This window comes from Mycobacterium sp. NGS50, from assembly GCF_059812545.1.
Genome location: NZ_JCALCW010000021.1, coordinates 1 through 22,676 on the forward strand (window position 1 = coordinate 1; position 22,676 = coordinate 22,676).

Below are 22,676 nucleotides of genomic sequence, written 5' to 3' on the forward strand. Positions count from 1 at the left end.
GACAGAGGACCGCCCCTACCCGGGAAAAATTAGTTTCCAATTAACTCCTTCTAAGGTGTTTCACGGGCCTATTCTGAGGCGAGAACCGCTGGCGCCCTCAGGATCGGAAGTGCATCATGCGACAGCTCCTTCGCCCCTACGCAACCACCGGAATCGCCCTCGTCGGTGCCGGCCTGATCGCCGTGACGCCGGTGGTGTCGCCGCCGGTCGATCCGGCGACGCGGGCAGTCCAATTGGCCGCCGACCCCTGGTCGGAGCTCATCACCAACACGACCACCAACTGGAACAACATCGTCGCCGGGGCCGACTGGGCGGACATCTCGAAGGTGATCGGCGCGCTGTTCACCAATCCGCTCGGCGTGATCGGCGCATTCACCAACGTCACCCCGGACATCACCACGGACCTCACCTCGCTGCCGGGGACCATATCGGTGCAGCTGCCGCCGGGACTTGAGCTCGCGATCGCCAACCTCGGGTCGCAGATCGCCACCTACAACGCCATCCAGCAGGTCATCGCGGACGCCCAGGGCAGCGGTGGTTTCGGCGCCCTGCTCAACGGCCTGCCCACCATCCTCAACGGCTACCTCAACGGCCAGGACACCATCAGCCTGCTGGACGGCACCATCACCATTCCTGCCTGGAACGGTGTCCTGGCGCCGCTGCAGCCCATGGAGGTGAATCTGAGCCTGACCAACCTGGTCGATGCCCTGGGACTGGGCGGTCTGAAACTGACCGACCTGGATCTGAGCAGCCTGTTGAGCCAGCTCGGGCTGGGCGATCTGACCCTGGGTAGCCTGTTCAGCGACCTGGGGCTGAGCCAAAACGGCCTGGGCGACCTGCTGGCCGACGGCAGCGGAATCACCTCGCTGAGCGGGTTGCTGAACCTGCTCGGCCTGGACAACCTCGGCTCGGGCAACGCGATCACCCTCGGGTTGACCAACATCTTGAGCGGCTTGGGACTCGACACCAACGTGGACCTGGATCACCTCTCACTCAGCAGCGTGCTGAGCGCCTTCGGCATCGATCCGACCGGTCTGCTCTCGACGGACAACCTACTGGCCGCGCTGGGTCTCGACGCGACCAACCCGTTGTCGACCAGTGTGCTGAACAGCCTGCTTTCCACGTTGGGCCTCGACCCGGCCGGAACACCGTCGACGGACGTGCTGAACGGCCTGCTGAGTGCGCTGGGCCTGGATCCGTCGACCGAGCTCTCGGCGACGACCTTGACCAACCTGCTGGGTTCGCTGGGACTCAGTTCCGACAGCCTGCTGACGCCGTCGGTGCTGAACGCCATCCTGGGTTCGCTGGGGTTGGACACGTCGTCCCCGGTGTCGACGAGCGTGTTGGATGCGCTGCTGGGATCGCTGGGGCTCAACGTGTCGGGTGCGGTATCGGCGGAGACCCTGCTGAGCGCCATCGGGCTGGGCACCGGGGACGCGCTGCCCGGGGGGTCGGCGGTCAGTCTGCTCACCGACGCGCTCGGCGGGGTGCTGGCCGCATTCGGCGTCCCGACCGGGACGGTGACCACGCTGCTCAACACCCTGATAGGCACGCTGACCACCCTTGGCGTACCGCTGAGCACTCCGAGCATCGGCACCCTGCTCACCGACCTGCTCAGCGCACTGGGCGTCACGACAACCGACCCGACCCTGGGCGGCCTGCTCGGCACGCTGGGGCTGAGCGCAACCGGCGTGACGATCGGCGGGCTACTCAATGATCTGGGTCTGTCCGGTGGCGGCACCACGGTCGGTGATCTCCTCGGCGACCTCGGCCTCAGCGGCAGCGGCCTGACGGTCGGCGACCTGCTCAACGAACTGGGATCGCTACCGGGCGGCCTGACGATCGGCGGCCTGCTCGGCACTTTGGGCCTGTCGTCGGACGGTGTGACGATCGGCGGTCTGCTGAATGATCTGGGTCTGTCATCGACCCCGCTGAGCCTCGGGGGCCTGCTGGGTGACCTGGGCATCGTGCCTGGCCAGGACCTGAGTATCGGCGGGGTGTTGGAGGCGCTGGGCTTCTCGGCGTCGACCGGTGATCTGACCCTCGGTGGTCTGCTCAACGACCTGGGCGACCCGTTCGGCGCGCTGAACATCACCGGCCTGCTGAACGGGCTGAACCTGGGCGATCTGCTCAACGACCTGAACCTGTCCGGCCTGCCGCTGAACCTGACCGACTTGGGCGACCTGTCCAACCTGACCCTGGACGGCCTGCTCGCCGATCTCGGCCTGGGCGACCTGGCCGGCGTCAGCGTCGATCCGCTGGGCGGCTTCTACACCGAACTGTTCGACACGGTGCCGCAGCAGATCCTGGCTGCGCTGGGCATGTAGGTCGCCGACCGGTTTCAGCTCAACAGGGTGCTCAGCGCCGTCGCCAGCGCGGGGGAGGCCGAGGTGGGCAGGTTCTGGTAGCTGCCGCCGCTGATCTGGGCGACCGCCTCCCAGGTGGTCCGATCCGGGTCTCCACCGAAGTCCAGCACGTTCACCGCGACCGGACGCTGCGGATCCATCGCGCCACGGATGAAGTCCTGCAGTCCCGGACCGTCCAAGGTGCGGTCGGTGTGCGGGCCGGTGGTGATCACCAGCACGGAATTATTCTGTCCCTCACGGAAATTCGCCAACGCCTCGGAGTAAACGAGGCGAAGGGTGGTGAAGGACACCGCGCCGCCGGAGGTCTGCGGTAATCCGTCCAGGCTGGAGGTCACCGCCGCGGTCCGTGGCTGTTCAGCCACCGGGTCGCTCAGCGGGCCGGTCGACACCACGTTGCGGCCGTCGGAGCCGTCGAAGGCCCACAGTCCCACCGCCGAACTGCCGGGCAGCGCCTTGATCCGGTCGTTGAGCGCCGCGACGACGTTGGCCAGCCGGGTCTTGCCACCCTCGTCCACGCCCATCGACTGGTCGAGCATCAGGGTGACCGCCGATCCGGCCGCCGGGGTGGTGAGCACGTCTGCCAGGGACGCGCGCATCTCGTCATCGCCGACCGACAAGACCGAGTCCACCGCGTCGAAGCCGGTGACATCGCTGTGCGGCGGGGTGACACCCTCCACCCGGAATCCGGCTTGGGCCAGGTCGGCCAGCTGGTCGGGTTTGTGGGCGAACCTGGCGAACTCGCTGGCGCCGCTGATCTGCTCACGCGACAACCACGACCCGCTGAGCAGGACGGTGGGGTAGTCGGCCACGGCGGCCGGGCCCGGCGGCCGCCAGGAACCCAGTTCGCTGCCGGCATCCGAGATCGCCTTGCCGCGGGCGAACAGCTGCTGCTCGGTGGTGACCACGGCGTGCACCGGCGCGGTCGCGTGGTCGCCGGGGCGCAGCAGCGCGTTCATCGCGTCGCTGATGGAATCGTCGGCCAGCTTCGGCTGGGCGCCGACCAGGGCACGCACCGCCGCGGAACCCGCAGTGGCCGGCGCACCGTGCGGTGCGGACGCGGCGGACACCGCCTCGGCCGCCAGGAAGGTCGCATCGGCGTTTCCGGCGATCGGCAACGCCAGCCGCAGCGAACCCCAGCCGCGGAGGTTCAATGCGGGCAGCGACTCGGGATTGCCCTGCAGGGTGGGCAGCGTGCCCCAGTTCTGCTTCTCCAGGGCCTGTTTGAGTTCGGGACGAACCGCGAGCAGGACCGGCGAGGTGACCAGGGAGTGGCTGTCGCTGATGGTCTCGCGGCCGGTCGCGGCCCGAAGCCGGGCCGCCGACACCGAGCTGCCCGGAATCCACAACGCCGGGCGCTGGCCGAGCTCGGCCGGCCAGTCCCCGATGAATCCCCGGATCACGGCGTCCGAGCCGGCCGGTTTGACGCTCACCTCGACGCAGCGGTCACCGACGGGTTTGGCGGTGTCGTTGTAGCGCTGGGCGAACTCGGAAACCTGATCCACGATCGACGGGTCGGCGACGACGGCGACGGTCACCTTGCCTTCCACACAGCGGCCCGCGGCGGCGTCGTTGCGGTGCGCCAGGGTGTGGCCGAAGAACCGCCACAGGATGACGGTGGCCACCACCACGACCACCGCGACCAGGGCTGCGATCACACCGATGCTGACGCCGCGCCGACCGCCCTCGCTGCGGTGCCCGCCGCGCCACTCACCGACGCGGCGCCGATCGCCGCGGATCCCGGCCCGCGCCAGCCAGGTGTTATCGGCTTCGCCCGGTGCTGACGCGTCGCCGTCGTAGTGACCGGCGTCCTCGGGGGCGGCATGATCCCCGCTGGACAGGCCGGCATCCAGGTCGTCGCCGGGGGCGTAGAACTGCTCGTCGAATGGCTCGTCGGAGAAATCGTCAGGGTCGGGAATGCTGTGCCTACCCATGGCGGTGTTTGCGCCCTCTCCGTCTCGTTGCCCTAGGGATTACCCGTGCACGCGATTACGCACCGGCGCGGGCCTTGAACTCGCGGCGGCGGCGGTGCAGGATCGGCTCGGTGTACCCGTTGGGTTGCGAGGTACCGGACAAAATCAGCTCCTGCGCGGCGCAGAACGCGATGCTGGCGTCGAAATCGGGGGCCATCGGCAGATAAGCCGAATCACCGTCGTTCTGCCGGTCCACCACCGGCGCCATCCGCTCGAGGCTGGCTCGCACGTCCTCGGCGGTGATCACGCCGTGCCGCAGCCAGTTGGCCAGCAGCTGGCTGGAAATCCGCAGGGTGGCCCGGTCCTCCATGAGCGCGACGTCGTGGATGTCGGGCACCTTGGAGCACCCGACGCCCGCGTCGATCCAGCGCACCACGTAGCCCAGAATCGACTGACAGTTGTTGTCGACTTCCTCCCGGATCTCCTCGGGTGCCCAGGCGAGTTCCTTGGCCAGCGGGATGGTCAGCAACTGCTCGACGGTGCCGCGGCGTTTGCCGGCAAGTTCCTGCTGCACCGCGAACGCGTCGACCTGGTGGTAGTGCATCGCGTGCAGCGTCGCGGCGGTCGGGGACGGCACCCAGGCGGTGCTGGCTCCGGCGCGCGGGTGGCCGATCTTCTGTTCGACCATGTCGGCCATCAGCTCGGTCATCGCCCACATGCCCTTGCCGATCTGGGCGTGGCCGGTCAGCCCGGTCTCCAATCCGACATCGACGTTGTTGTCCTCGTAGGCGAGGATCCACGGCTGGCTCTTCATGGTGCCCTTGCGCACCATCGGCCCGGCTTCCATCGAGGTGTGGATCTCGTCGCCGGTGCGGTCCAGGAATCCGGTGTTGATGAACACCACCCGGTCGGCGGCGGCTTTGATGGCGGCCTTCAGGTTCAGGGTGGTGCGTCGCTCCTCGTCCATGATGCCGACCTTCAAGGTCGCCTGGGGCAGCCCCAGCACCTCTTCCACCCGGCTGAACAGCTCCGCGGTGAACGCCACCTCGTCTGGGCCGTGCATTTTCGGCTTGACGATGTAGACCGACCCGGTGCGGCTGTTGACCAGCGGCCCGTTGTCGTCGCTGCTGTGCAGCCCGTGCATCGCGATCAGCCCGGTGAACAGCGCATCCTGAATGCCCTCGAACACCTCGGTGTCGTCAGCACCGTCGGCGCTGAAAACGATCGCGTCGTTGGTCATCAGGTGCCCGACGTTGCGCACGAACATCAGGCTGCGGCCGGGCAGTGTCAGGGTGCCGGCGTCGGGCCCCTCCGGCTTGGTGAACTCGCGGTCGGCGTGCAGGGCGCGGGTGAAGGTCTTGCCGTCCTTGGCGACCTCCTCGGTCAGATCGCCCCGGTTCAGGCCGAGCCAGTTGCGGTAGCCCAGCACCTTGTCGTCGGCGTCCACCGCGGCCACCGAGTCCTCGAAGTCCATGATGGTGGTGACCGCCGACTCCAGCACGACGTCCTTGATCCCGGCGATATCGGTCGCACCGATCGGGGATTGCGGGTCGATCAGGATCTCGATGTGCAGGCCGTGGTTGACCAGCAGCACCGAGGACGGCGGCGTGGCCTGTTCGGCGTCGGATCCGGTGTACCCGACGAACTGCTCGGGTGCGGCCAGGGTGGTTTCCAGGCCGTCGGTGAGCGTCAGGCCCAGCTGGCCGCCGCTGATGGTGAGGGTTTTGACCTCGGCCCACGACCCGTTGGCCAGCGCTGCCGCGCCGTCGAGGAACTTGCGGGCGTAGGCGATCACCTTGTCGCCGCGCACCCGGTTGTAGCCACGTCCCTTTTCCGCGCCGTCGGCCTCGCTGATCACGTCGGTGCCGTACAGGGCGTCATACAGCGATCCCCAGCGCGCGTTGGCGGCGTTGAGGGCGAACCGGGCGTTGAGCACCGGCACCACCAGCTGCGGGCCGGCGGTGCGGGTGATCTCGTCGTCGACGTTGGCGGTGGTGACGGTGAAGTCCGCGGGCTCGGGCGCCAGGTAGCCGATCTCGGTGAGGAAAGCCTGGTAGGCCTGCGGGTCGATGGGCTCGATCACCCGCTGCCGATGCCACTTGTCGATCTGGGCCTGCAAGTCATCGCGACGGGCCAGCAACTCCCGGTTGCGCGGCGTCAGGTCGGTGACGACCTTGTCGACGCCGGCCCAGAAGCTGTCCGGGTCGACTCCGGTTCCGGGCAGGGCTTCGTCGGTTATGAAGTCGTACAGCACCCGGGCGATCTGCAGATTGCCAACCGACACCCGATCCGTCATATGTTCCTCCCTTACTGGCAACACACCACCTTACCGGCCGGTAGCGGCGCTATCCGCAACCGGCAGCCGCCAGCAGCAGGTCACAGTCGGCCAGCAGGGCCGCCCGCAGCACCGCCGCGCGTTCGGCGATGCCGGCTTGGCAACGCACATATTCGGCGCGCCCGGCGCGATCCTCGATCGCGATCGGGGCATATCCGTAGCCGGTCAGGTCGTAGGGGCTGGCGCGCATGTCCAGCTCCCGTGCCGCGGCCGCCAGTTCCAGACAGTCCAGCAGCCGGTCGGACCCGATCAGCGGGCTCAGCTTGTAGCACCACTTGTACAAGTCCATGTTGGCGTGCAGGCAGCCGGGCTGTTCGTGCTCGGGCTGGGCGGCGCGGCTGAGCGGCACCGCATTGCGCGGGGCCGCGGCCTCGGTGAAGAACCGGAAAGCGTCGAAGTGGGTGCAGCGCAGCGGGCCGGCGGTGTCGACCACCGCGTCGGTCTGCGCCCGCGACAGCCGCAGCGGAACCCGGCTGTGGCGCACCTGATCGCTGCGATACACCATCGCCCACTCGTGCAGCCCGAAGCAGTTCAGCTGGGCCGGCCGCTGGGCGGTGGCCCGCAGCAGCCGGGCGACGAAGTCGATGGTGTCGTACCGCCGCCGCAGGTGGTCGTCGCTGACGGTGACGACGTCGCCGCGCACCGTGTAGCCGCGACGGTTGCGGTAGCCGGTCAGCGCCCCGGCGCCGGCCAGTGCCACCCCGTAGCCCGGGTGCCAGCACTCCAGCTGCCCCGGGCGCAGGCTGTAGTAGCTGAACAAGAAGTCCCACACCGGGTGTGGCTGCCCGTGCCGGGCCCGGTGCGGTGCCAGCAGCTCGCGCACCCGACGCCGGTGCCGCTCGACGCGGTGCCGCCAGAGCCGGGTATCGAGCACCTCAGCCATGACGTGTCCCCTCAGATGCGGTGTGTGCCATCGCGCACCGTGCCGACCAGGTCCTCGACCAGGTCTTCCAGCGCCACCATCGCCACCACCTGCCCGGTGTCGTCGGTGGCCAGCGCCAGATGACTTTTGGTACGGCGCAGCCGCGACAGCGCGTCGGGCAGCGGCAGCGACATCGGAACCCGCGGCAGCGGGCGCACCACGGCCAGGCCCAGCACCATGTTCGGGTCCAGCTCGGCCGGGTCGGCGAGCGCCAGCACATCCTTGATGTGCAGATAGCCGACGAATCCGCCCCCGGAATCGATCACCGGAAACCGCGAGTACCCGGTGGCGGCCAGCGCCAGTTCCACCGCCCGGACCGTCGGCCCCGAGCCGGCTGCCGCCGCCGGCACCGCACGGATGTCGCGGACTCCGACCGCGACATCGGCGACCACCCGGGTGCGGACCTGCAGTGCCCGGGTGAGGCGGGTGTGCTCCTCGGGGTCCAGCAGGCCTTCGGACACCGATTCGGCGATCATCTCGGACAGCTCGACGGTCGAGACGGTGACTTCCAGTTCGCTGCGCGGTTCCACCCGCATGGCGCGCAGCGTGGCAAACGCGCACCAGGTGTAGAACGCGATGAACGGCCGGGCTGCCCGCACATAGACCAGGTAGACCGGGATCAGCAGCATCGACGCGCGTTCCGGGCCGGCGAGGGCGATGTTCTTGGGCACCATCTCGCCGAGCAGCACATGCGCGGTGACTACCACCGCCAGCGCCACCAGGAACGACACCGTATGCAGCACCGCCGGCGTGACCCCGGCCAGCTGCAGCGGCCGGCCCAGCAGATCCGCGACCACCGGTTCACCGATCCGGCCCAGCAGAATCGAGCACACCGTGACCCCCAGCTGGACCCCGGCCAGCATCAGCGGCAGTTGTTCTCCGGCCCGAATCACGGTGACCGCGCGTTTCTTGCCCTGCTCGGCCAACGCCTCCAGCCGGTCGCGGCGTGCGGAGATCAGCGAGAACTCGGCGGCGACGAAATACCCGTTGGCAACCACCAGCAGCAGGGCGAGCAACAGCGCCAGCACGTCACCCATCACCGGCTCCGCCCGCGCCGGCCGAGTTCGGTCAGCTCGATCAGGTCGATGCGGCGCCCGTCCATCGACACCACGGTGGCGTTCCACCGGATCGGGTCATCGACGCGGACGTCGGGATCGAACGCGGTCAGCTCCACCGCCTCACCGGCCCGGGGGATGTGGCCCAGTACCTGCAGCACCAGGCCGCCGATGGTTTCGTACTCGCCCTGCGGGGCGCGATATCCGATGGCGTTCGCGACTTCATCGATGCGCAGCAGGCCCGACACCCGCCAGCCGTCACCGGCACGCACCACATCCGGGGTGGCGTCGTCGTGTTCGTCGCGGACGTCGCCGACGATCTCTTCGATCAGGTCTTCGACGGTGACCAGTCCGGCCGTGCCGCCGTACTCGTCGACCACCAGCGCGGTCTGCAGCCCGTTGGCGCGGATCTGCGTCATCACCGCGTCGCCGTCCAGGGTGGAGGGTACGACCGCGACCGGCTGCGCCACCGCGCGCAGCGCGGTCCTGGCCCGGTCGGCCGGTGCCACCTCGAACACCTGCTTGACGTGCACGATCCCGATGGTCGCGTCGAGGTCGCCTTCGACGATCGGGAAGCGGGAGAAACCGCTGTCGGTGGCGGCGTGCGCCAGGTCGGCGATGGTGTCGTCGGCCTGCAGCACCACGATCTTGGACCGCGGGGTCATCAGCTCTTCGGCGGTCAACGCGCCGAAGTGCAGCGAACGGTCCACCAGGGCGGCGGTCGCCGGGTCCAGGGCGCCGCTGCGGGCCGAGGTGCGTACCAGCGACACCAGTTCGCGTGGGGAACGGGCCGACCGAAGCCCCTCGGCGGGTTCGATCCCCAGCATCCGCAGCACCTGGTTCGCCATCCCGTTGGTCAACCGGATCACCGGCGCGAAGAACAGCGAGAACAGCAGCTGCGGGCCGGCGGTCGCGCGCGCGGTCGGCAACGGACGGGCCAGCGCCACATTCTTGGGGACCAGCTCGCCGAACACCATCGACAGCGATGTCGCGATCAGCAGCGCCAGCAGCAGGGCCACCCCGTCACACATCCGCTCGGGCATGCCGAGGGCATTCAGGGCCGGCGCCAACCATCGGGCCAGCACCGGTTCGGCGAGATAGCCGGTGGCCAGGGTGGTGATCGAGATGCCCAACTGGGCGCCGGACAGCTGGAACGACAGGGTGCGGTGGGCGCGCTGGACATAGCGGTCCCGGCGCCCGCCGCGCCGGGCGTTGGACTCGACGGTGCTGCGCTCCAGCGTGGTCAGCGAGAACTCGGCGGCGACGAACATCGCGGTTCCGGCCGTGAGCACCGCAAACGCCAGCAGGGACAGCACGGTCACGGCGACGGTCATCGCCGAGACCCACACGCCGGGCGGACGGAGCGCCGGGCCAGGCGGCCCGGCGATCTAGAGGCGGGGTCGTCGGGCTCGCCGGCCGACGGCTCGGACCCGAAGGCCACAGCCTCGACGGGTGCCTGCGGCACGAATCCCCCTTCGCAGTGTTCGGTGCTGTTCATGGTAGCGAAACCGGCTACCACCCGAACGGAAGCGGATGCCCCTCAGCAAAGCCGGCTGCCGACTGGACGCCGATCACCACCCGTTCGTGCAACTCGGCCAGCGTCGACGCGCCGACATAGGTACAGGTGCTGCGTACCCCCGAGGTGATGTGATCCAGCAGATCCTCCACCCCGCCCCGGTCCGGGTCGACGACCATCCGTGACGTCGAAATCCCTTCCTCAAAAAGGGTTTTGCGGGCTCGGGCATACGCGCTGTCCTCGGCGGTGCGGGCTACCACCGCACGTTTGGAGGCCATCCCGTAGCTCTCCTTGTACGGCTGGTCGTCGTGGTCGCGCATCAGATCGCCCGGCGATTCGTAGGTCCCGGCGAACCACGACCCGATCATCACGTTGGAGGCCCCGGCGGCCAGCGCCAGCGCGACGTCGCGCGGATGGCGCACCCCGCCGTCGGCCCAGACATGGGCGCCGCGCCGGCGCGCCGCGGCCGCGCACTCGACCACGGCGGAGAACTGCGGCCGGCCGACGCCGGTCATCATCCGGGTGGTGCACATGGCGCCGGGGCCGACACCGACCTTGACGATCGTCGCTCCGGCATCCAGCAAATCCTCGACGCCCTGCGCCGACACCACATTGCCGGCGGCCAGCGGCACTCCCAACTCCAACGAGGCAACCGCCTTGATCGCGTCAAGTGCCTTGCGCTGATGGCCGTGGGCGGTGTCGATGACCAGCACATCGGCACCGGCCTGCACCAGCGCCGCCGCCTTGGCGGCCGCATCGCCGCTGATCCCGACCGCGGCGCCGATCCGCAGCCGGCCGCCGGCGTCGCTGGCCGGTGTGTAGAGCCCGGCCCGGACCGCGCCGGTGCGGGTCAGCACGCCGGCCAGGGTTCCGTCCGCCTCGGTGAGCACCGCGACGCCGACCGGTGCATGCTCGAGCAGGTCGAACACCTTGCGCGGGTCGGTGCCCGCCGGGGCGGTCACGAAGTCGCTCATCGCGACATCACGTACCCGGGCGAACCGGTCGACGCCGACGCAACACGACGGCGTCACCAGCCCGCTCGGGCGGCCATCGGTCACCACCACCGCCGCGCCGTGCGCGCGTTTGGGGATCAGCGCCGTCGCGTCGGACACCGAGTCGTCGGGGGAGAGCACCACCGGGGTGTCCGCCACCAGATCGCGGCTTTTCACGAACGCCACGGTCTGCTGCACCGCCTCGATCGGCAGGTCCTGCGGCAGCACCACCAGGCCGCCGCGGCGGGCCACCGTCTCGGCCATCCGGCGCCCGGCCACCGCGGTCATGTTGGCGACCACGACCGGGATCGTGGTGCCCGACCCGTCGCGGGTGGACAGATCCACGTCGAAGCGCGACTCGACGTCGGAGCGGCTGGGGACGATGAAAACGTCGTTGTAGGTCAGGTCATACGCGGGTCGATGCCCGTCTGAAAATCTCATCGGTTCTTCCGGGCGGCGTCGATGGCGACACCCTCAACGGTGTCAGCGGTCTGAGCCACGGTACCGCCCACGCGGCGGTGAGCACCACCCACGACGACACGCGACGCCAGATTATCTAGGCGAGAATTTATCTTCCTCACAGCGGAATCCTCGTGTAAAGTCATTTTTTCCTTTAGGGAGCGATGATGGCGGTTAGCTTCAGCCGCTACGGGGCGGCCATTCAAGCACGGGCGATGATGCATCGCGTCCCGCGCGCCTGCAATCTCGAAGGTTACCTGCAGCGAAAGCTGCACCGGCAGTGGCGGCATCGCGGGTCGTAGCCGGCATCACGGGGATCTGATAGCGGCACACCGCAGACGGCGGTGAATTGATTGTTGAATCGGCAGCTTTGCTGCGCGCGAAATTCGCATGCTCATTTCGTATCAACTGAATATTCAAAGAGGTATGCATCATGCAGGTAAGCCAAATCCTGTCCGCTACCGTCGGTGTCGCTCTTCTCGGCGTCAGCGGCATCCCCGCGCCGTCCAGTGCGCCGGCTGCGCCGGAGCGCGGCCTGTTCGACATCCAGCTCACCAGCGGTGAAGAACCGGACATCGTGATCGACGTCGTGCGGCACGCGCAGATGATCTCGCCGTATGAGAACCTCCTGACGCCGTCGCCGGCGTATCCGGGGGCTCCGCTCAGCGATCTGGGCCAGCAGCAGGCGCAGGACATCGGCAACCAACTGTTCAACGAGCTGGGACCGGTGGCCGGGATCTTCGCCGGGCAGGGTCTGCGGGAGACCGAGACCACCGCGCCGTTCGCGGCGCTGGAACACATGACCGACAGCGTGCAGATCCTGCCGGGGCTCGACGAAGTCGACAGCGGAATCTACGCGCTCGACCCGATCGAAAGCCTCGGGGGCCGGCTGGCCTTTCTGACCGTCGGGGCCTGGTCGTTGGGGGCGCCACTGGGATGGGCGATGACGCCGGCGCCGGGCTCCGAAGACGGCAACGGGGTGATGTTCAACGAACGCTTCACCGACGCCATCAACACGATGTACAACGCCGCCGTCGCCAATCCGGTGGTCAGCGACAACGGTCACATCACCGACGTCGCGTTCAACAGCGAGGCATCGATTTTCGCCTGGGTGTTGATGAACGCCAAGAACCCCGACCTGTCGTTCTTCATCAACCGCATCATGGAATCGCACACCGTCGCCAACGGACTGTCCACCGTTCTGCTGCCGAATACCGGCGTCGTGCAAATCGAGGGAAACCCCACCGACGGCTGGACCCTGGTCAGCTGGGACGGGGAAGCCATCCCGCAGGATCCGGATCTGGCCACCGCGCTGTTCGTCGACGTGCGGGATGTGGTGCTGCCCACGCAGACCGCGCTGTGGGACATCTGGGAGGCCATCCTCGGCGGCGACCAGACGACGATCCTGGCCGCCATCCAGACCGGTTTCGACGACATCAGCTCGGCGCTGACCCAGTTCCCCGGCGCGGTCTTCAACGACATCGCCGACGCCCTCTCCGCGGGCATCTGAGCGGGAGGCAGCCACCATGCAGACACGCCCGATCTGGCCGGTTACCGCCACCGTCGCGCTCGTCGGGGCCGGTGTCATCGCGGTCGCGCCGGTCCCGCCGGCCGCCGTCCACCTGCCCGACATCCATCTCACCGCGAGCGACGACATCCAAGACGTCGTCATCGACATCGTGCGGCACGGGCAGCGGATGCCGCCGTACAACGACGTCATCACCCCGTCACCGGATCATCCGGGGCCGCCGCTCAGCGACCTCGGCGAGCAGCAGGCCCAGGATGTCGCGACCCAGCTCCACAACGCACTGGGCGACCACGTCGCCGGGATCTTCTCCGGGCAGGCCATCCGGGACATCGATACCGCTGCGCCGTTCGCCGACCTGGAGCACATGGCGACGCAGATCCTGCCCGGGCTCAACGAGATCGACAGCGGCCTGTACGCGGGCCAGCCGATCGCCAGCCTGGCCGGTTTCCTCTACCAGTTGACGCCGATGCTGTGGACGCTGTTCGGCTTGGTGCTGGTGCCGATTCCGGGCTCCGTCGAGGATCCCAACGGGGTGGTCATGAACCAGAAGTTCACCGAGGCCATCGACACGATGTACAGCGCCGCGCTGGCCAACCCGGTCCAAAGCGACAACGGCGACATCACCGCCGTGGCGTTCAACAACGAAGCCGACATCGCCGCCTGGGTGGCGCTGAACGTCAAGAACCCCGATATCTCCCTGCTGCTGCCGTTGTCGCTGCAGACCATGTTCGCCAACGACGACGGATCCCCGCTGCTGCCCAACACCGGCATCGTGGAGATCGAGGGCAACCCCACCGACGGCTGGACGCTGGTCAGCTGGGATGGGACGCCCGTCCCCGCGGATCCAGGACTGCTCACCCAACTGATCATGGATGTGCGCGACCTGATCACCACCCCGCAAGTGGCGCTATGGAACATCTACGAGGCCATGCTCGGCGGCGACCAGACCGCCGTCGCGAGCGCCCTGCAGACCGGACTGCAGGATGTCAGCTCGGTGTTCCTCGGGTTCCCCCAGGCTGTTTTCGACGACATCAGCAGCGCCTGGGCGAACCTGGGCGCCGCGGACGAAACCGGTTCGGCGCTCAGCGACCTGCTGGCGTGGATCTGAGCTGCGGCCCGCGATGACACGGTCGATGATGGAGCAGAGTGTGCGAGAGTGGCGGGACGGTGGCCGCTGGGTCGCCACCGACCCGGGGCGGGTGTTCGTCCGGTCCGGTCGAGGCGATGGGCCGACGGTGCTGCTGCTGCACGGATTTCCCTCCAGCTCTTACGATTTCCGGTCGGTGGTTGCCCGGCTTGCCGGCCGGTCCTGGCTGACGATGGACTTTGTCGGGTTCGGGCTCTCCGACAAGCCGCGCCCGCACCGCTACAGCCTGTTGGAGCAGGCCGATCTGGTCGAAGCGGTGGTGGCCGCGACCGGCACCGGTCCGGTGGTGCTGGCCGCCCACGACATGGGCACCTCGGTGACCACCGAACTGCTGGCCCGCGACCTGGCCGGCAAACTGACCTTCGACCTGCGCCGTGCGGTGCTGTCCAACGGCAGCGTGATCCTGGAACGGGCCAGCCTGCGGCCCATTCAGAAGGTGTTGCGCGGCCCGTTCGGGGGCATCGCGGCCCGGCTGACCAACCGGCGCAGTTTCGTCCGCAGCTTCGGCCGGCTTTTCAGCGCCGCGCATCCGCTGGCCGCGGATGAGGCCGCCGCGCAGTGGGAGTTGTTGTGCCACAACGACGGCCACCACATCGCCCACCTGCTTTCGGCCTATCTGGACGAACGGGTGCGCTTCGCCGAGCGTTGGTACGGCGCGGTCCGGTCCTGGCCCAAGCCACTCGGGTTCGTGTGGGGGCTGGACGATCCGGTGGCCACCACCAACGTGCTGGACGGCCTGCGGGAGCTGCGCCCCGCCGCCGAGGTCGTCGAACTACCCGGGCTGGGACACTACCCGCAGATCGAGGCCCCGGCGGACTTCACCGTCGCTGTACTCAAACTGCTTGATTAGACCGGCACTTCGCTGCGATCACCGCTCCACAGCGTGTGGAACTTGCCGTCGGTGTCCACCCGGCCGTAGCTGTGCGCGCCGAAGTAGTCGCGCTGGGCCTGGGTGAGTGCGGCCGGCAGTCGAGGGGTGCGCAGACCGTCGTAGTAGGCCAGGGCGGAGGAGAAACCGGGAGCCGGGATCCCCAGACCGACCGCGGTGCTCACCACCCGGCGCCAGCTGTCCACCGCGGACTCCACCGCGCCCCGGAAGTAGGGCGCGGTGAGCAGGCTGGCCAGCTCCGGTTCGCTGTCGAAGGCGTCTTTGATGCGGTTGAGGAACTTGGCCCGGATGATGCAGCCACCCCGCCAGATGGTGGCCAGGTCACCGGGGGTGATGTTCCAGCCGTATTCGGCGCTGCCCGCCTGGATCTGGTTGAAGCCCTGCGAGTAGGCGACGATCTTGGAGGCGTACAGCGCCCGGCGGACGTCCTCGGTGAACTTCGCGGCGTCGGTCGGCCGGTCTCCGAGGGCGCCGGAGGCGAGGCCGGTGGCCGCCCGACGCTGGGCGACCGCACCGGAGAGGGCGCGGGCGAACACCGCCTCGGCGATACCGGTCACCGGCACCCCCAGGTCGAGTGCGGACTTGACCGTCCAGCGGCCGGTGCCCTTCTGTTCGGCCTCATCGACGATCACATCGACCAGCGGTTGTCCGGTCTTGGCGTCGACCTGGCGCAACACCTCGGCGGTGATCTCGACCAGATAGGAGTCCAATTCGCCGGTGTTCCACTCGGTGAAGATGTCGGCGATCTGCGGTGCGGTCAGGCCCAGCGCGTCGCGCAGCAGCTGGTAGGCCTCGCCGATCAGCTGCATGTCGGAGTATTCGATGCCGTTGTGCACCATCTTGACGAAGTGCCCGGCGCCGTCGGGTCCGATGTGCGTGCAGCACGGTACGCCGTCGACATGCGCGGAGATCTCCTCCAGCAGCGGGCCCAGCGATGTGTAGGACTGTTTGGGCCCGCCGGGCATGATCGAGGGCCCGTTGAGTGCGCCCTCCTCGCCGCCGGAGATGCCGGCTCCGACGAAGTGCAGGCCGCGGGCCGCCATCGCCTTCTCGCGCCGGATGGTGTCGGTGTAGAGGGCGTTGCCGCCGTCGATGATGATGTCGCCCGGCTCCATGGCGTCGGCGAGCTCGTTGATCACGGCGTCGGTGGGCTCACCGGCTTTGACCATGATCAGCACCCGGCGCGGACGCTCCAGGGCGGCAAGGAATTCGGCGATGGTCTCGGTGCGCACGAAACTGCCGTCGGCTCCGTGCGCGCTCAGCAGCGCATCGGTCTTGGCGACCGACCGGTTGTGCAGCGCCACGGTGTAGCCGTGCCGGGCGAAGTTGCGGGCGATGTTGGAGCCCATCACCGCCAGCCCGGTTACCCCGATCTGGGCAATGCCGGTGTTCGCTTCAGCTGAGCTCATCTATGCGCCTCTCTGATCATCTCCTGCTACCCGGCGAACAGCCGGTGCAGCTCGGTCAGCCACGGTACCGCCAGTGCTGCGGTAGGGATCACCAGCACCGCCGCCGCGGCGGCGTAGGCGGCCGCAGACAGTGCCCGGCTGTTGCCGCGCCCCGAGAGCCGCTGCACCCGCACCACCGTGGACGGGCCGCCCACCGCGAGCGCACCCGCCGGGGTGCGCCCGGAGGCGCAGGTCACCAGCGCCCGGGCCAGCGGAGTGGGACCGGTGACCCGCACCGCCGCGTCGTCGGCGAGTGCTTCGACCAACAGCCGCACCGCGTCCAGGGCGCTCGCACTGCGGACGAAGCGCGGAAAAGCGGCGTGCACCGCCGTGAACGCCTCCAGCACCAGGTCGTGGCGGGCGCGCAGGTGGGCCCGCTCATGGGTCAGGATGGCGCTGACTTCGGTATCGGTGAGGCGGGCCAGCGCCCCTTCGCTGAGCACCACCCGGCTTCGGACGCCCGGCAGGCAGTAGGCGAGCGGCTGGGCCACCTCCAGGATGCGCAGTCGGCCGGCCCGATTGCCCGGGTGAGTGCCGACCGCGTCAACGCCGAGCAGGTCGACCAGCATGCGGTGGCGGGCCCGGCGGCGTCGGGTCGCGATCGCCACCTGCAGGACCGAGGCCAGCAGCCGCGCGCCGACCAGCAGGGTCAACGCGAAAACACCGATGTAGAGGGCCCACAGCGGCCAGCCCAATCGGCCGATGTCGCCGAGCAGGGTCGCGGTGGGCCGCCCGTTGGGGCCGGGCATCAGCAGCCGGCTGGCGATGGCGATGCCGGCGCTGAACGCGGAGAGCACCGCGGCGACCGCGATCGCCTGCCACAGCACCACCGCGGCCCGGGGTGCACGCAGCGGCCACGCCGATCGCGCGAGCAGCACCGGAATCGGTCCAACCAGCAGCGCCGCGATGATGATGAAGGCCAGCGCGGACACCTCGCCAGTCTCCCCTAGGGCGCCGCTCGCCCGCCAACAGGCCCGGCGGTCCGATGCTTGGCTTCCAATTCGTCCAGGGCCCGCCGCAGCGCCTCCGCCTCGTCGGCCCCGACCCGTTCGACGAAATGCACCAGCGCCGCCCGCCGGCTGCCGGAGTCCGCGGCCTGGTCGAGGGCATCGACCATCAGCCCGGCGACCAGTTCGTCGCGACCGTGCACGGGGGTGTACTGGTGGGCCCGGTCATCGCGGATCTGGGAGACCAGATTCTTCCTGGCCAACCGCTGCAGCACGGTCATCACCGTGGTGTACGCCAGGTCACGCTGCGTTGACAACGCCTCGTGCACCTGGCGAACCGTTTGGGGCTGGGGGGCGGACCACAGATGGTCCATCACCGCGCGCTCCAAATCTCCGAGCCGGGTCTGCTTCGCCATTATGCGTTCATCTCCTGAGCAATATCGCCAGACTACTCCGCTTTACTACCGGCTGTCGTACCTCGCCCACGCCGTGTGAGGGCGGTCACAAGCGTCGATCGACCCCAAAGGCAGTATGGTTAGGCTTACCTATCTTACGGGAGGTGACGGTGACCGCGGTACTCGACGACCCGCTCATTGCGGCGATGGTTATCGACCGGATGCTGCCGCTACATGAATCGAGTCGGCGGCTGCGGGCGCTGTATCCGGAGTGTCCGCGGGTGTACGGGGTGGCGGTGCTGGCCGACGTCTCCCGGCGCCGGTGGTGGCCGTTGTCCGCGGCGATGGACGACGGCAGGCTCGCGCAGATGTTCGCGGCGGCGGCCGACGAGATGGGCAGTCCGGTCGGTGCCGCCCAGCAGTTGGCGGCGACGCTGGCTCATGGCGTGATCGGCCGGGTCGTGGCACTGGTCATTCTGGAAGGGCGGGCCTGGGACGCCGGCCTGGAGAACCTGTGGGTGCACGTCGACTCCGACGGCGTCATCGACTGGGCCGCCGTGGTGGACCCGACATTGCGGGTGCTGCCCGACGATCCGTACCGCGGCGAGGAGCCCGCGGCGCGGGGCGGCGTGGTGCGCCTGCCGAGCGAGGCGGCGCTGATCACCTGGACCGCGCACCGCTGCCAGCGGACCCTGCAGCCGCTGTTCACCGCGCTGAGCGACGTCAGCGGCGGCGTGGTGTCGGTGGCGGCGATGTGGCATACCGTCGGAGCCTCGATCGTGGCGGCCGCGACCCAGGTGCCGCAGCTGGCCGGCAGTAGCGAGGCCACCGCCGCCCGCCGCGGTCAGGCGTTGCTTGATGCGCTGCTGATGCTGGGGATGCCGGTGCGCGGCCCGCAACACCCGCGAAACCGGACCACCCAACCCCTTGCAAAATTAGGGCAGCCTTGCCTATGCTGATGAGGTCGAGAACGCACGGACCGCGCCGGAGTCCTGAGGGCTGCAGAGACCCCCGGTCCGACTCGATGGCAAGCCCCGCGCACCTGTGCGCGGGGCTTGCCCGCATTTGAGCATCCCGCGGGCGGACCTGAGCGCCAGATGGTGTAAACACAAGCGCGTGCAACCTTCGCAGGGCCAAGCCATGCCGGCGGCGCCGTTCGACAACAACATCGGGTTGGTCTTCACCGAGCTCGGCCCCGACGGCGCCCGCGCCCAGCTGGAGGTCCAGGACAAGCTCCTGCAGCCGATGGGCATCGTGCACGGCGGCGTGTACTGCTCGATCGTGGAAAGTCTGGCCAGCGTCTCGGCCTATGTGTGGCTGTCGCAGAACGGCGGCGGGAACGTCGTCGGCGTCAACAACAGCACCGACTTCCTGCGGTCCATCTCGTCGGGCACCGTGTCGGCGGTATCGACGCCGATCCACCGCGGCCGCCGCCAACAGCTGTGGCTGGTCACCATCAGCGGAGCCGACGACCGAGTCGTCGCGCGCGGTCAGGTACGGCTGCAGAACCTGCCGGACTGACCGGCGCTAACTCGCCGCGGCGCGGTCGGGCTCGCTGCCCCGGGCTTCGGCCGCCAAGACCTCCAACTGCTCGAGCCGCGTCCGCGCGAACGCCTGCTGCTCGGTGATGGTGAGCTGACCGCGCCGGGTGCTCAGGAAGGTCACCGTCCACGACAACATGGTGGTCAATTTCGTCTTGAACCCGATCAGATACACCAGGTGCAGCACCAGCCAGGCCAGCCACGCGAAATAACCGCTGAACTCCAGCGGCCCGATCTTGGCCACCGCGGAGAACCGTGACACCGTGGCCATCGATCCCTTGTCCAGGAACTGGAACGGTTCGCGCGCCGCAGGGTCGGCGCCGGCGAGTTCGGCCTTGATCGCCTTCGCCGCGTACTTGCCGCCCTGGATGGCGCCCTGGGCCACCCCGGGCACCCCGTCGACGGCGGCCATGTCGCCGACCACGAAGACGTTGGGATGTCCGGGTATGGACAGATCGGGCAGCACCTTGACCCGGCCCGCCCGGTCGAGTTCCGTCGCGGACTGCTGGGCCAGGTCGCGGCCCAACGGGCTGGCTGAAACGCCCGCCGACCACACCTTGCAGGCCGACTCGATGCGCCGGGTGGTGCCGTCGGCGTCCTTGACGGTGATGCCGTTGCGATCGACGCCGGTGACCATCGCTCCGAGCTGGATTTCGACGCCCATCTTCTCCAGCCGGGCCGCCGCCTTGCGGCCCAGCTTGTCGCCCATCGGCGGCAGCACCGCCGGGGCGGCGTCCAGCAGGATCACCCGGGCCTTGGTGGAGTCGATGTGGCGGAACGCACCCTTGAGTGTGTAGTCCGCCAATTCGGCTATCTGCCCGGCCATTTCGACGCCGGTCGGGCCGGCCCCGACGACGGTGAAGGTCAGCAGCTTCTTGCGCCGCTCGGGGTCGCTGGAGCGTTCCGCCTGCTCGAAGGCGCTGAGGATCCGACCGCGCAATTCGAGGGCGTCGTCGATTGATTTCATGCCCGGCGCGAACTCGGCGAAATGGTCGTTGCCGAAGTAGGACTGGCCGGCCCCGGCGGCGACGATCAGGCTGTCGTACGGGGTGTCGTAGGTGTGGCCGAGCAGTTCGGAGACCACGACGTTGCGCGCCAGGTCGATGTGGGTGACGTCGCCGAGCAGCACCTGCACGTTGCGCTGTTTGCGCAGCACGACGCGGGTGGGCGGGGCGATCTCGCCCTCGGAGATGATCCCGGTCGCGACCTGGTACAGCAGCGGCTGGAACAGGTGGTGGGTGGTGCGGGCGATCAGCTTGATGTCGACGTCGGCGCGCTTGAGCTTCTTGGCCGCGTTCAGTCCGCCGAATCCGGATCCGATGATCACCACACGGTGGCGGGGATGGGGGGCAGCAGTGGCTTCAGGCTGGGCACTCATGACGGGGTTGCTCCTCGTGGCGCGACTGCATTCACTCAATACGGTAGTCGGCCTAACTGCTGGTCGCCGCACCGGTGCCTGTGTGATGGGCCACACTCACGCCAGCAGGGGCCGTAGCGCCGCGCCGATCTCGGTGATGACGCCCGGGGTGTAGACCGGAATGTTGAAGATCACGCCGTCGACACCCGCATCGAGCACTGCGGTCTTGATCTGGTCGGCGATCGATGCGGCGCTGCCGACGACGGCGCGCTGGGATCGTTCGGCCGGGATCTGGTCGGCGCCGGCCGCCTCGTCGAGCAGCACGGTGAGCAGCGTGCTGGTCTCCAGGGTCGCCGGATCGCGGCCGATGGCCTCGCAACTGCGCTGCGCCGCCGCAACTTTCGCGGGTAGCTGGTCGAGTGTCGTGATCAGGTTGAGGTGGTCGAAGAGCCGCGCGGCCAGCGGGATGGTCTTCTTTTCTCCGCTGCCGCCGATCAACAGCGGAATGTGTTCGCGCAAGCGGGGTTCGGCCATCGCCTCGCGGGTCTGGTACCAGGTACCCGAGAAGGTGGGGCGGTCGCCTTTGATCATCGGCAGAATGATCTGCAGTGCCTCGTCGAGACGGTTGAACCGGTCGGTGAAGGTGCCGAACTCGAAACCCAGTTGCTCGTGCTCCAGCTGGAACCATCCGGCGCCGATGCCCAGGATTGCGCGACCGGCGCTGACCACGTCCAGCGTGGTGATCGCCTTGGCCAGTAGGGCCGGGTTGCGGTAGGTGTTGCCGGTGACCAGCGTGCCCAGCTGAACGCGTTCGGTCGCGGTCGCCAGCGCGCCCAGCGCGGTGTAGGCCTCCAGCATCGGCTGATCCGGGGTGCCCAGGCCGGGCAGTTGATAGAAGTGGTCCATCACGAAGACCGCGTCGAATCCAGCGGATTCGGCTTCGCGGGCCTGCGCTATGACGGTCGGGAACAATTCGGCAACGCCGGTCCCGTAGGAGAAGTTGGGAATCTGGTAGCCAAGGCGGATGCTCACCCGGTCGACACTAGTCGCCAAAGGTGTTCAGCGGCCCGGTGATTACGCCGCAGGCGAAACGGCGTCAGCCGAAGTGAGCGAGCGCGCCGTGGCTGACGTGCAGCGTCTGGCCGGTGATGTGACGGGCTGCCGCGCTGGTCAAGAACAGTGCCAGCCGGGCGGCCTCGGCTTCGACCGACGGCGGCGTGCGGGTCAACCCGTTGTATCCGGGTTCGGCCCCCAGGCCGGCGGCTACCACGTTGACGGTGATGCCCCGGGTCCCGAACACGGTGGCCTGGCCCGCGGCCCAGTTGGACAGGGCGGCCTTGATCGCGGCATCGGGGCTGCCGTCGCGGGGGTTCTCGGGCACCACGGAGATGATCGAACCGCCCGAACGCAGGTGGTCACCGAGGGTTTGCACGGTGAGCACGGCCGACAGCAGGGTGGCATCCAGCGTGTTGCGCCACGCTCCGGCCAGCTCCGACAGCGAGTAGGTGCGGGGATCGCCGGCGTCCCACTGCGGTGCGGGCACGTTGACGACGGCATCGAGGTGATGCGGGAACAGGCCACGGGTTGCGGTCAGGCTGGCCGGATCGGTGGTGTCGCAGACGACGGCGTCGGCTTCGAGTTCCTTGGCGGCCACTTCCAGCTCGTGTGCGCGTGCGCCTGCCAGGGTCACGGTATGACCGGCGTCGCGGAAGCCCTCGGCAATCGTGCGACCCAGGTCGGTGTCGCCACCGGTGACCAGCACCTCCATCGCCATGACCTCCTCGTGTTCAACGCTGATCCATGGCTGTGATGGTGACACACCGCAGGGTGCGGACCAGGGATTCAGCGTCTGATGGCGTCGATCGTGTC

18 protein-coding genes are annotated in these 22,676 nt (G+C 68.7%); 6 read left to right on the forward strand and 12 right to left on the reverse strand.

Annotated elements, in window-relative coordinates; all coding sequences use genetic code 11:
• Positions 1-116 precede the first annotated feature (116 nt).
• On the forward strand, positions 117-2,327 hold the full coding sequence (locus AC5Y36_RS15745; protein WP_500041863.1) for a beta strand repeat-containing protein: 2,211 nt from the start codon (positions 117-119) through the stop codon (positions 2,325-2,327).
• Between the two features lie 14 nt (positions 2,328-2,341).
• Here AC5Y36_RS15745 and AC5Y36_RS15750 read toward each other — a convergent pair whose 3' ends face one another.
• The 6 genes from AC5Y36_RS15750 to AC5Y36_RS15775 form a co-directional block, all read right to left on the reverse strand.
• On the reverse strand, positions 2,342-4,297 hold the full coding sequence (locus AC5Y36_RS15750; protein ID WP_500041864.1) for a vWA domain-containing protein: 1,956 nt from the start codon (positions 4,295-4,297) through the stop codon (positions 2,342-2,344).
• A 55-nt stretch (positions 4,298-4,352) separates the two neighbouring features.
• On the reverse strand, positions 4,353-6,572 hold the full coding sequence (locus tag AC5Y36_RS15755; protein ID WP_500041865.1) for a malate synthase G: 2,220 nt from the start codon (positions 6,570-6,572) through the stop codon (positions 4,353-4,355).
• Positions 6,573-6,621: 49 nt separating this feature from the next.
• Positions 6,622-7,494, reverse strand: coding sequence for a 3-methyladenine DNA glycosylase (locus AC5Y36_RS15760; RefSeq protein ID WP_500041866.1), 873 nt, complete (start codon positions 7,492-7,494; stop codon positions 6,622-6,624).
• Positions 7,495-7,505: 11 nt separating this feature from the next.
• Positions 7,506-8,570: a hemolysin family protein gene (locus AC5Y36_RS15765; RefSeq protein ID WP_500041867.1), complete on the reverse strand. Its 1,065-nt coding sequence runs from the start codon at positions 8,568-8,570 to the stop codon at positions 7,506-7,508.
• Positions 8,570-9,922: a hemolysin family protein gene (locus tag AC5Y36_RS15770; protein ID WP_500041868.1), complete on the reverse strand. Its 1,353-nt coding sequence runs from the start codon at positions 9,920-9,922 to the stop codon at positions 8,570-8,572. Before AC5Y36_RS15770 ends, AC5Y36_RS15765 begins: the two co-directional genes overlap by 1 nt.
• Before the next feature lie 178 nt (positions 9,923-10,100).
• A complete protein-coding gene (locus tag AC5Y36_RS15775; protein WP_500041869.1) occupies positions 10,101-11,537 on the reverse strand; it encodes a GuaB1 family IMP dehydrogenase-related protein in 1,437 nt (478 codons plus the stop codon).
• Between the two features lie 451 nt (positions 11,538-11,988).
• Here AC5Y36_RS15775 and AC5Y36_RS15780 point away from each other — a divergent pair, with 451 nt between their 5' ends.
• Genes AC5Y36_RS15780 through AC5Y36_RS15790 form a run of 3 tightly spaced genes read left to right on the forward strand, consistent with a single transcriptional unit; the run spans position 11,989 to position 15,080 of the window.
• Positions 11,989-13,065, forward strand: a complete 1,077-nt coding sequence (locus AC5Y36_RS15780) for a phosphoglycerate mutase family protein (protein ID WP_500041870.1) — start codon at positions 11,989-11,991, stop codon at positions 13,063-13,065.
• Positions 13,066-13,081: 16 nt separating this feature from the next.
• Complete coding sequence (locus tag AC5Y36_RS15785; protein WP_500041871.1) at positions 13,082-14,191, forward strand: histidine phosphatase family protein; 1,110 nt, start codon at positions 13,082-13,084, stop codon at positions 14,189-14,191.
• 25 nt (positions 14,192-14,216) lie between these two features.
• Positions 14,217-15,080, forward strand: a complete 864-nt coding sequence (locus tag AC5Y36_RS15790; protein WP_500041872.1) for an alpha/beta fold hydrolase — start codon at positions 14,217-14,219, stop codon at positions 15,078-15,080.
• Here AC5Y36_RS15790 and gnd read toward each other — a convergent pair.
• Genes gnd through AC5Y36_RS15805 form a run of 3 tightly spaced genes read right to left on the reverse strand, consistent with a single transcriptional unit; the run spans position 15,077 to position 17,930 of the window.
• A complete protein-coding gene (gene gnd, locus AC5Y36_RS15795; protein WP_500041873.1) occupies positions 15,077-16,528 on the reverse strand; it encodes an NADP-dependent phosphogluconate dehydrogenase in 1,452 nt (483 codons plus the stop codon). The genes AC5Y36_RS15790 and gnd overlap by 4 nt on opposite strands.
• 26 nt (positions 16,529-16,554) lie before the next feature.
• Positions 16,555-17,499: a M56 family metallopeptidase gene (locus tag AC5Y36_RS15800; protein WP_500041874.1), complete on the reverse strand. Its 945-nt coding sequence runs from the start codon at positions 17,497-17,499 to the stop codon at positions 16,555-16,557.
• Positions 17,500-17,513: 14 nt separating this feature from the next.
• Positions 17,514-17,930: a BlaI/MecI/CopY family transcriptional regulator gene (locus AC5Y36_RS15805; RefSeq protein ID WP_500041875.1), complete on the reverse strand. Its 417-nt coding sequence runs from the start codon at positions 17,928-17,930 to the stop codon at positions 17,514-17,516.
• Between the two features lie 149 nt (positions 17,931-18,079).
• On the opposite strand from AC5Y36_RS15805, the gene AC5Y36_RS15810 reads away from it, so the two are divergent.
• Together AC5Y36_RS15810 and AC5Y36_RS15815 are read left to right on the forward strand one after the other, a co-directional pair.
• Positions 18,080-18,868 (forward strand): iron reductase, encoded by a 789-nt coding sequence (locus AC5Y36_RS15810; RefSeq protein WP_500041946.1) that lies wholly within the window; start codon positions 18,080-18,082, stop codon positions 18,866-18,868.
• A gap of 181 nt (positions 18,869-19,049) precedes the next feature.
• Positions 19,050-19,430, forward strand: coding sequence for a PaaI family thioesterase (locus AC5Y36_RS15815; protein WP_500041947.1), 381 nt, complete (start codon positions 19,050-19,052; stop codon positions 19,428-19,430).
• A 6-nt stretch (positions 19,431-19,436) separates the two neighbouring features.
• Here AC5Y36_RS15815 and AC5Y36_RS15820 read toward each other — a convergent pair whose 3' ends face one another.
• From AC5Y36_RS15820 to AC5Y36_RS15830, 3 genes are all read right to left on the reverse strand, one after another.
• On the reverse strand, positions 19,437-20,828 hold the full coding sequence (locus tag AC5Y36_RS15820; RefSeq protein ID WP_500041876.1) for an NAD(P)/FAD-dependent oxidoreductase: 1,392 nt from the start codon (positions 20,826-20,828) through the stop codon (positions 19,437-19,439).
• 96 nt (positions 20,829-20,924) lie between these two features.
• A complete protein-coding gene (locus AC5Y36_RS15825) occupies positions 20,925-21,839 on the reverse strand; it encodes an LLM class F420-dependent oxidoreductase (RefSeq protein ID WP_500041877.1) in 915 nt (304 codons plus the stop codon).
• 64 nt (positions 21,840-21,903) lie between these two features.
• Positions 21,904-22,581 (reverse strand): SDR family oxidoreductase, encoded by a 678-nt coding sequence (locus AC5Y36_RS15830; RefSeq protein ID WP_500041878.1) that lies wholly within the window; start codon positions 22,579-22,581, stop codon positions 21,904-21,906.
• Positions 22,582-22,676: the final 95 nt, after the last annotated feature.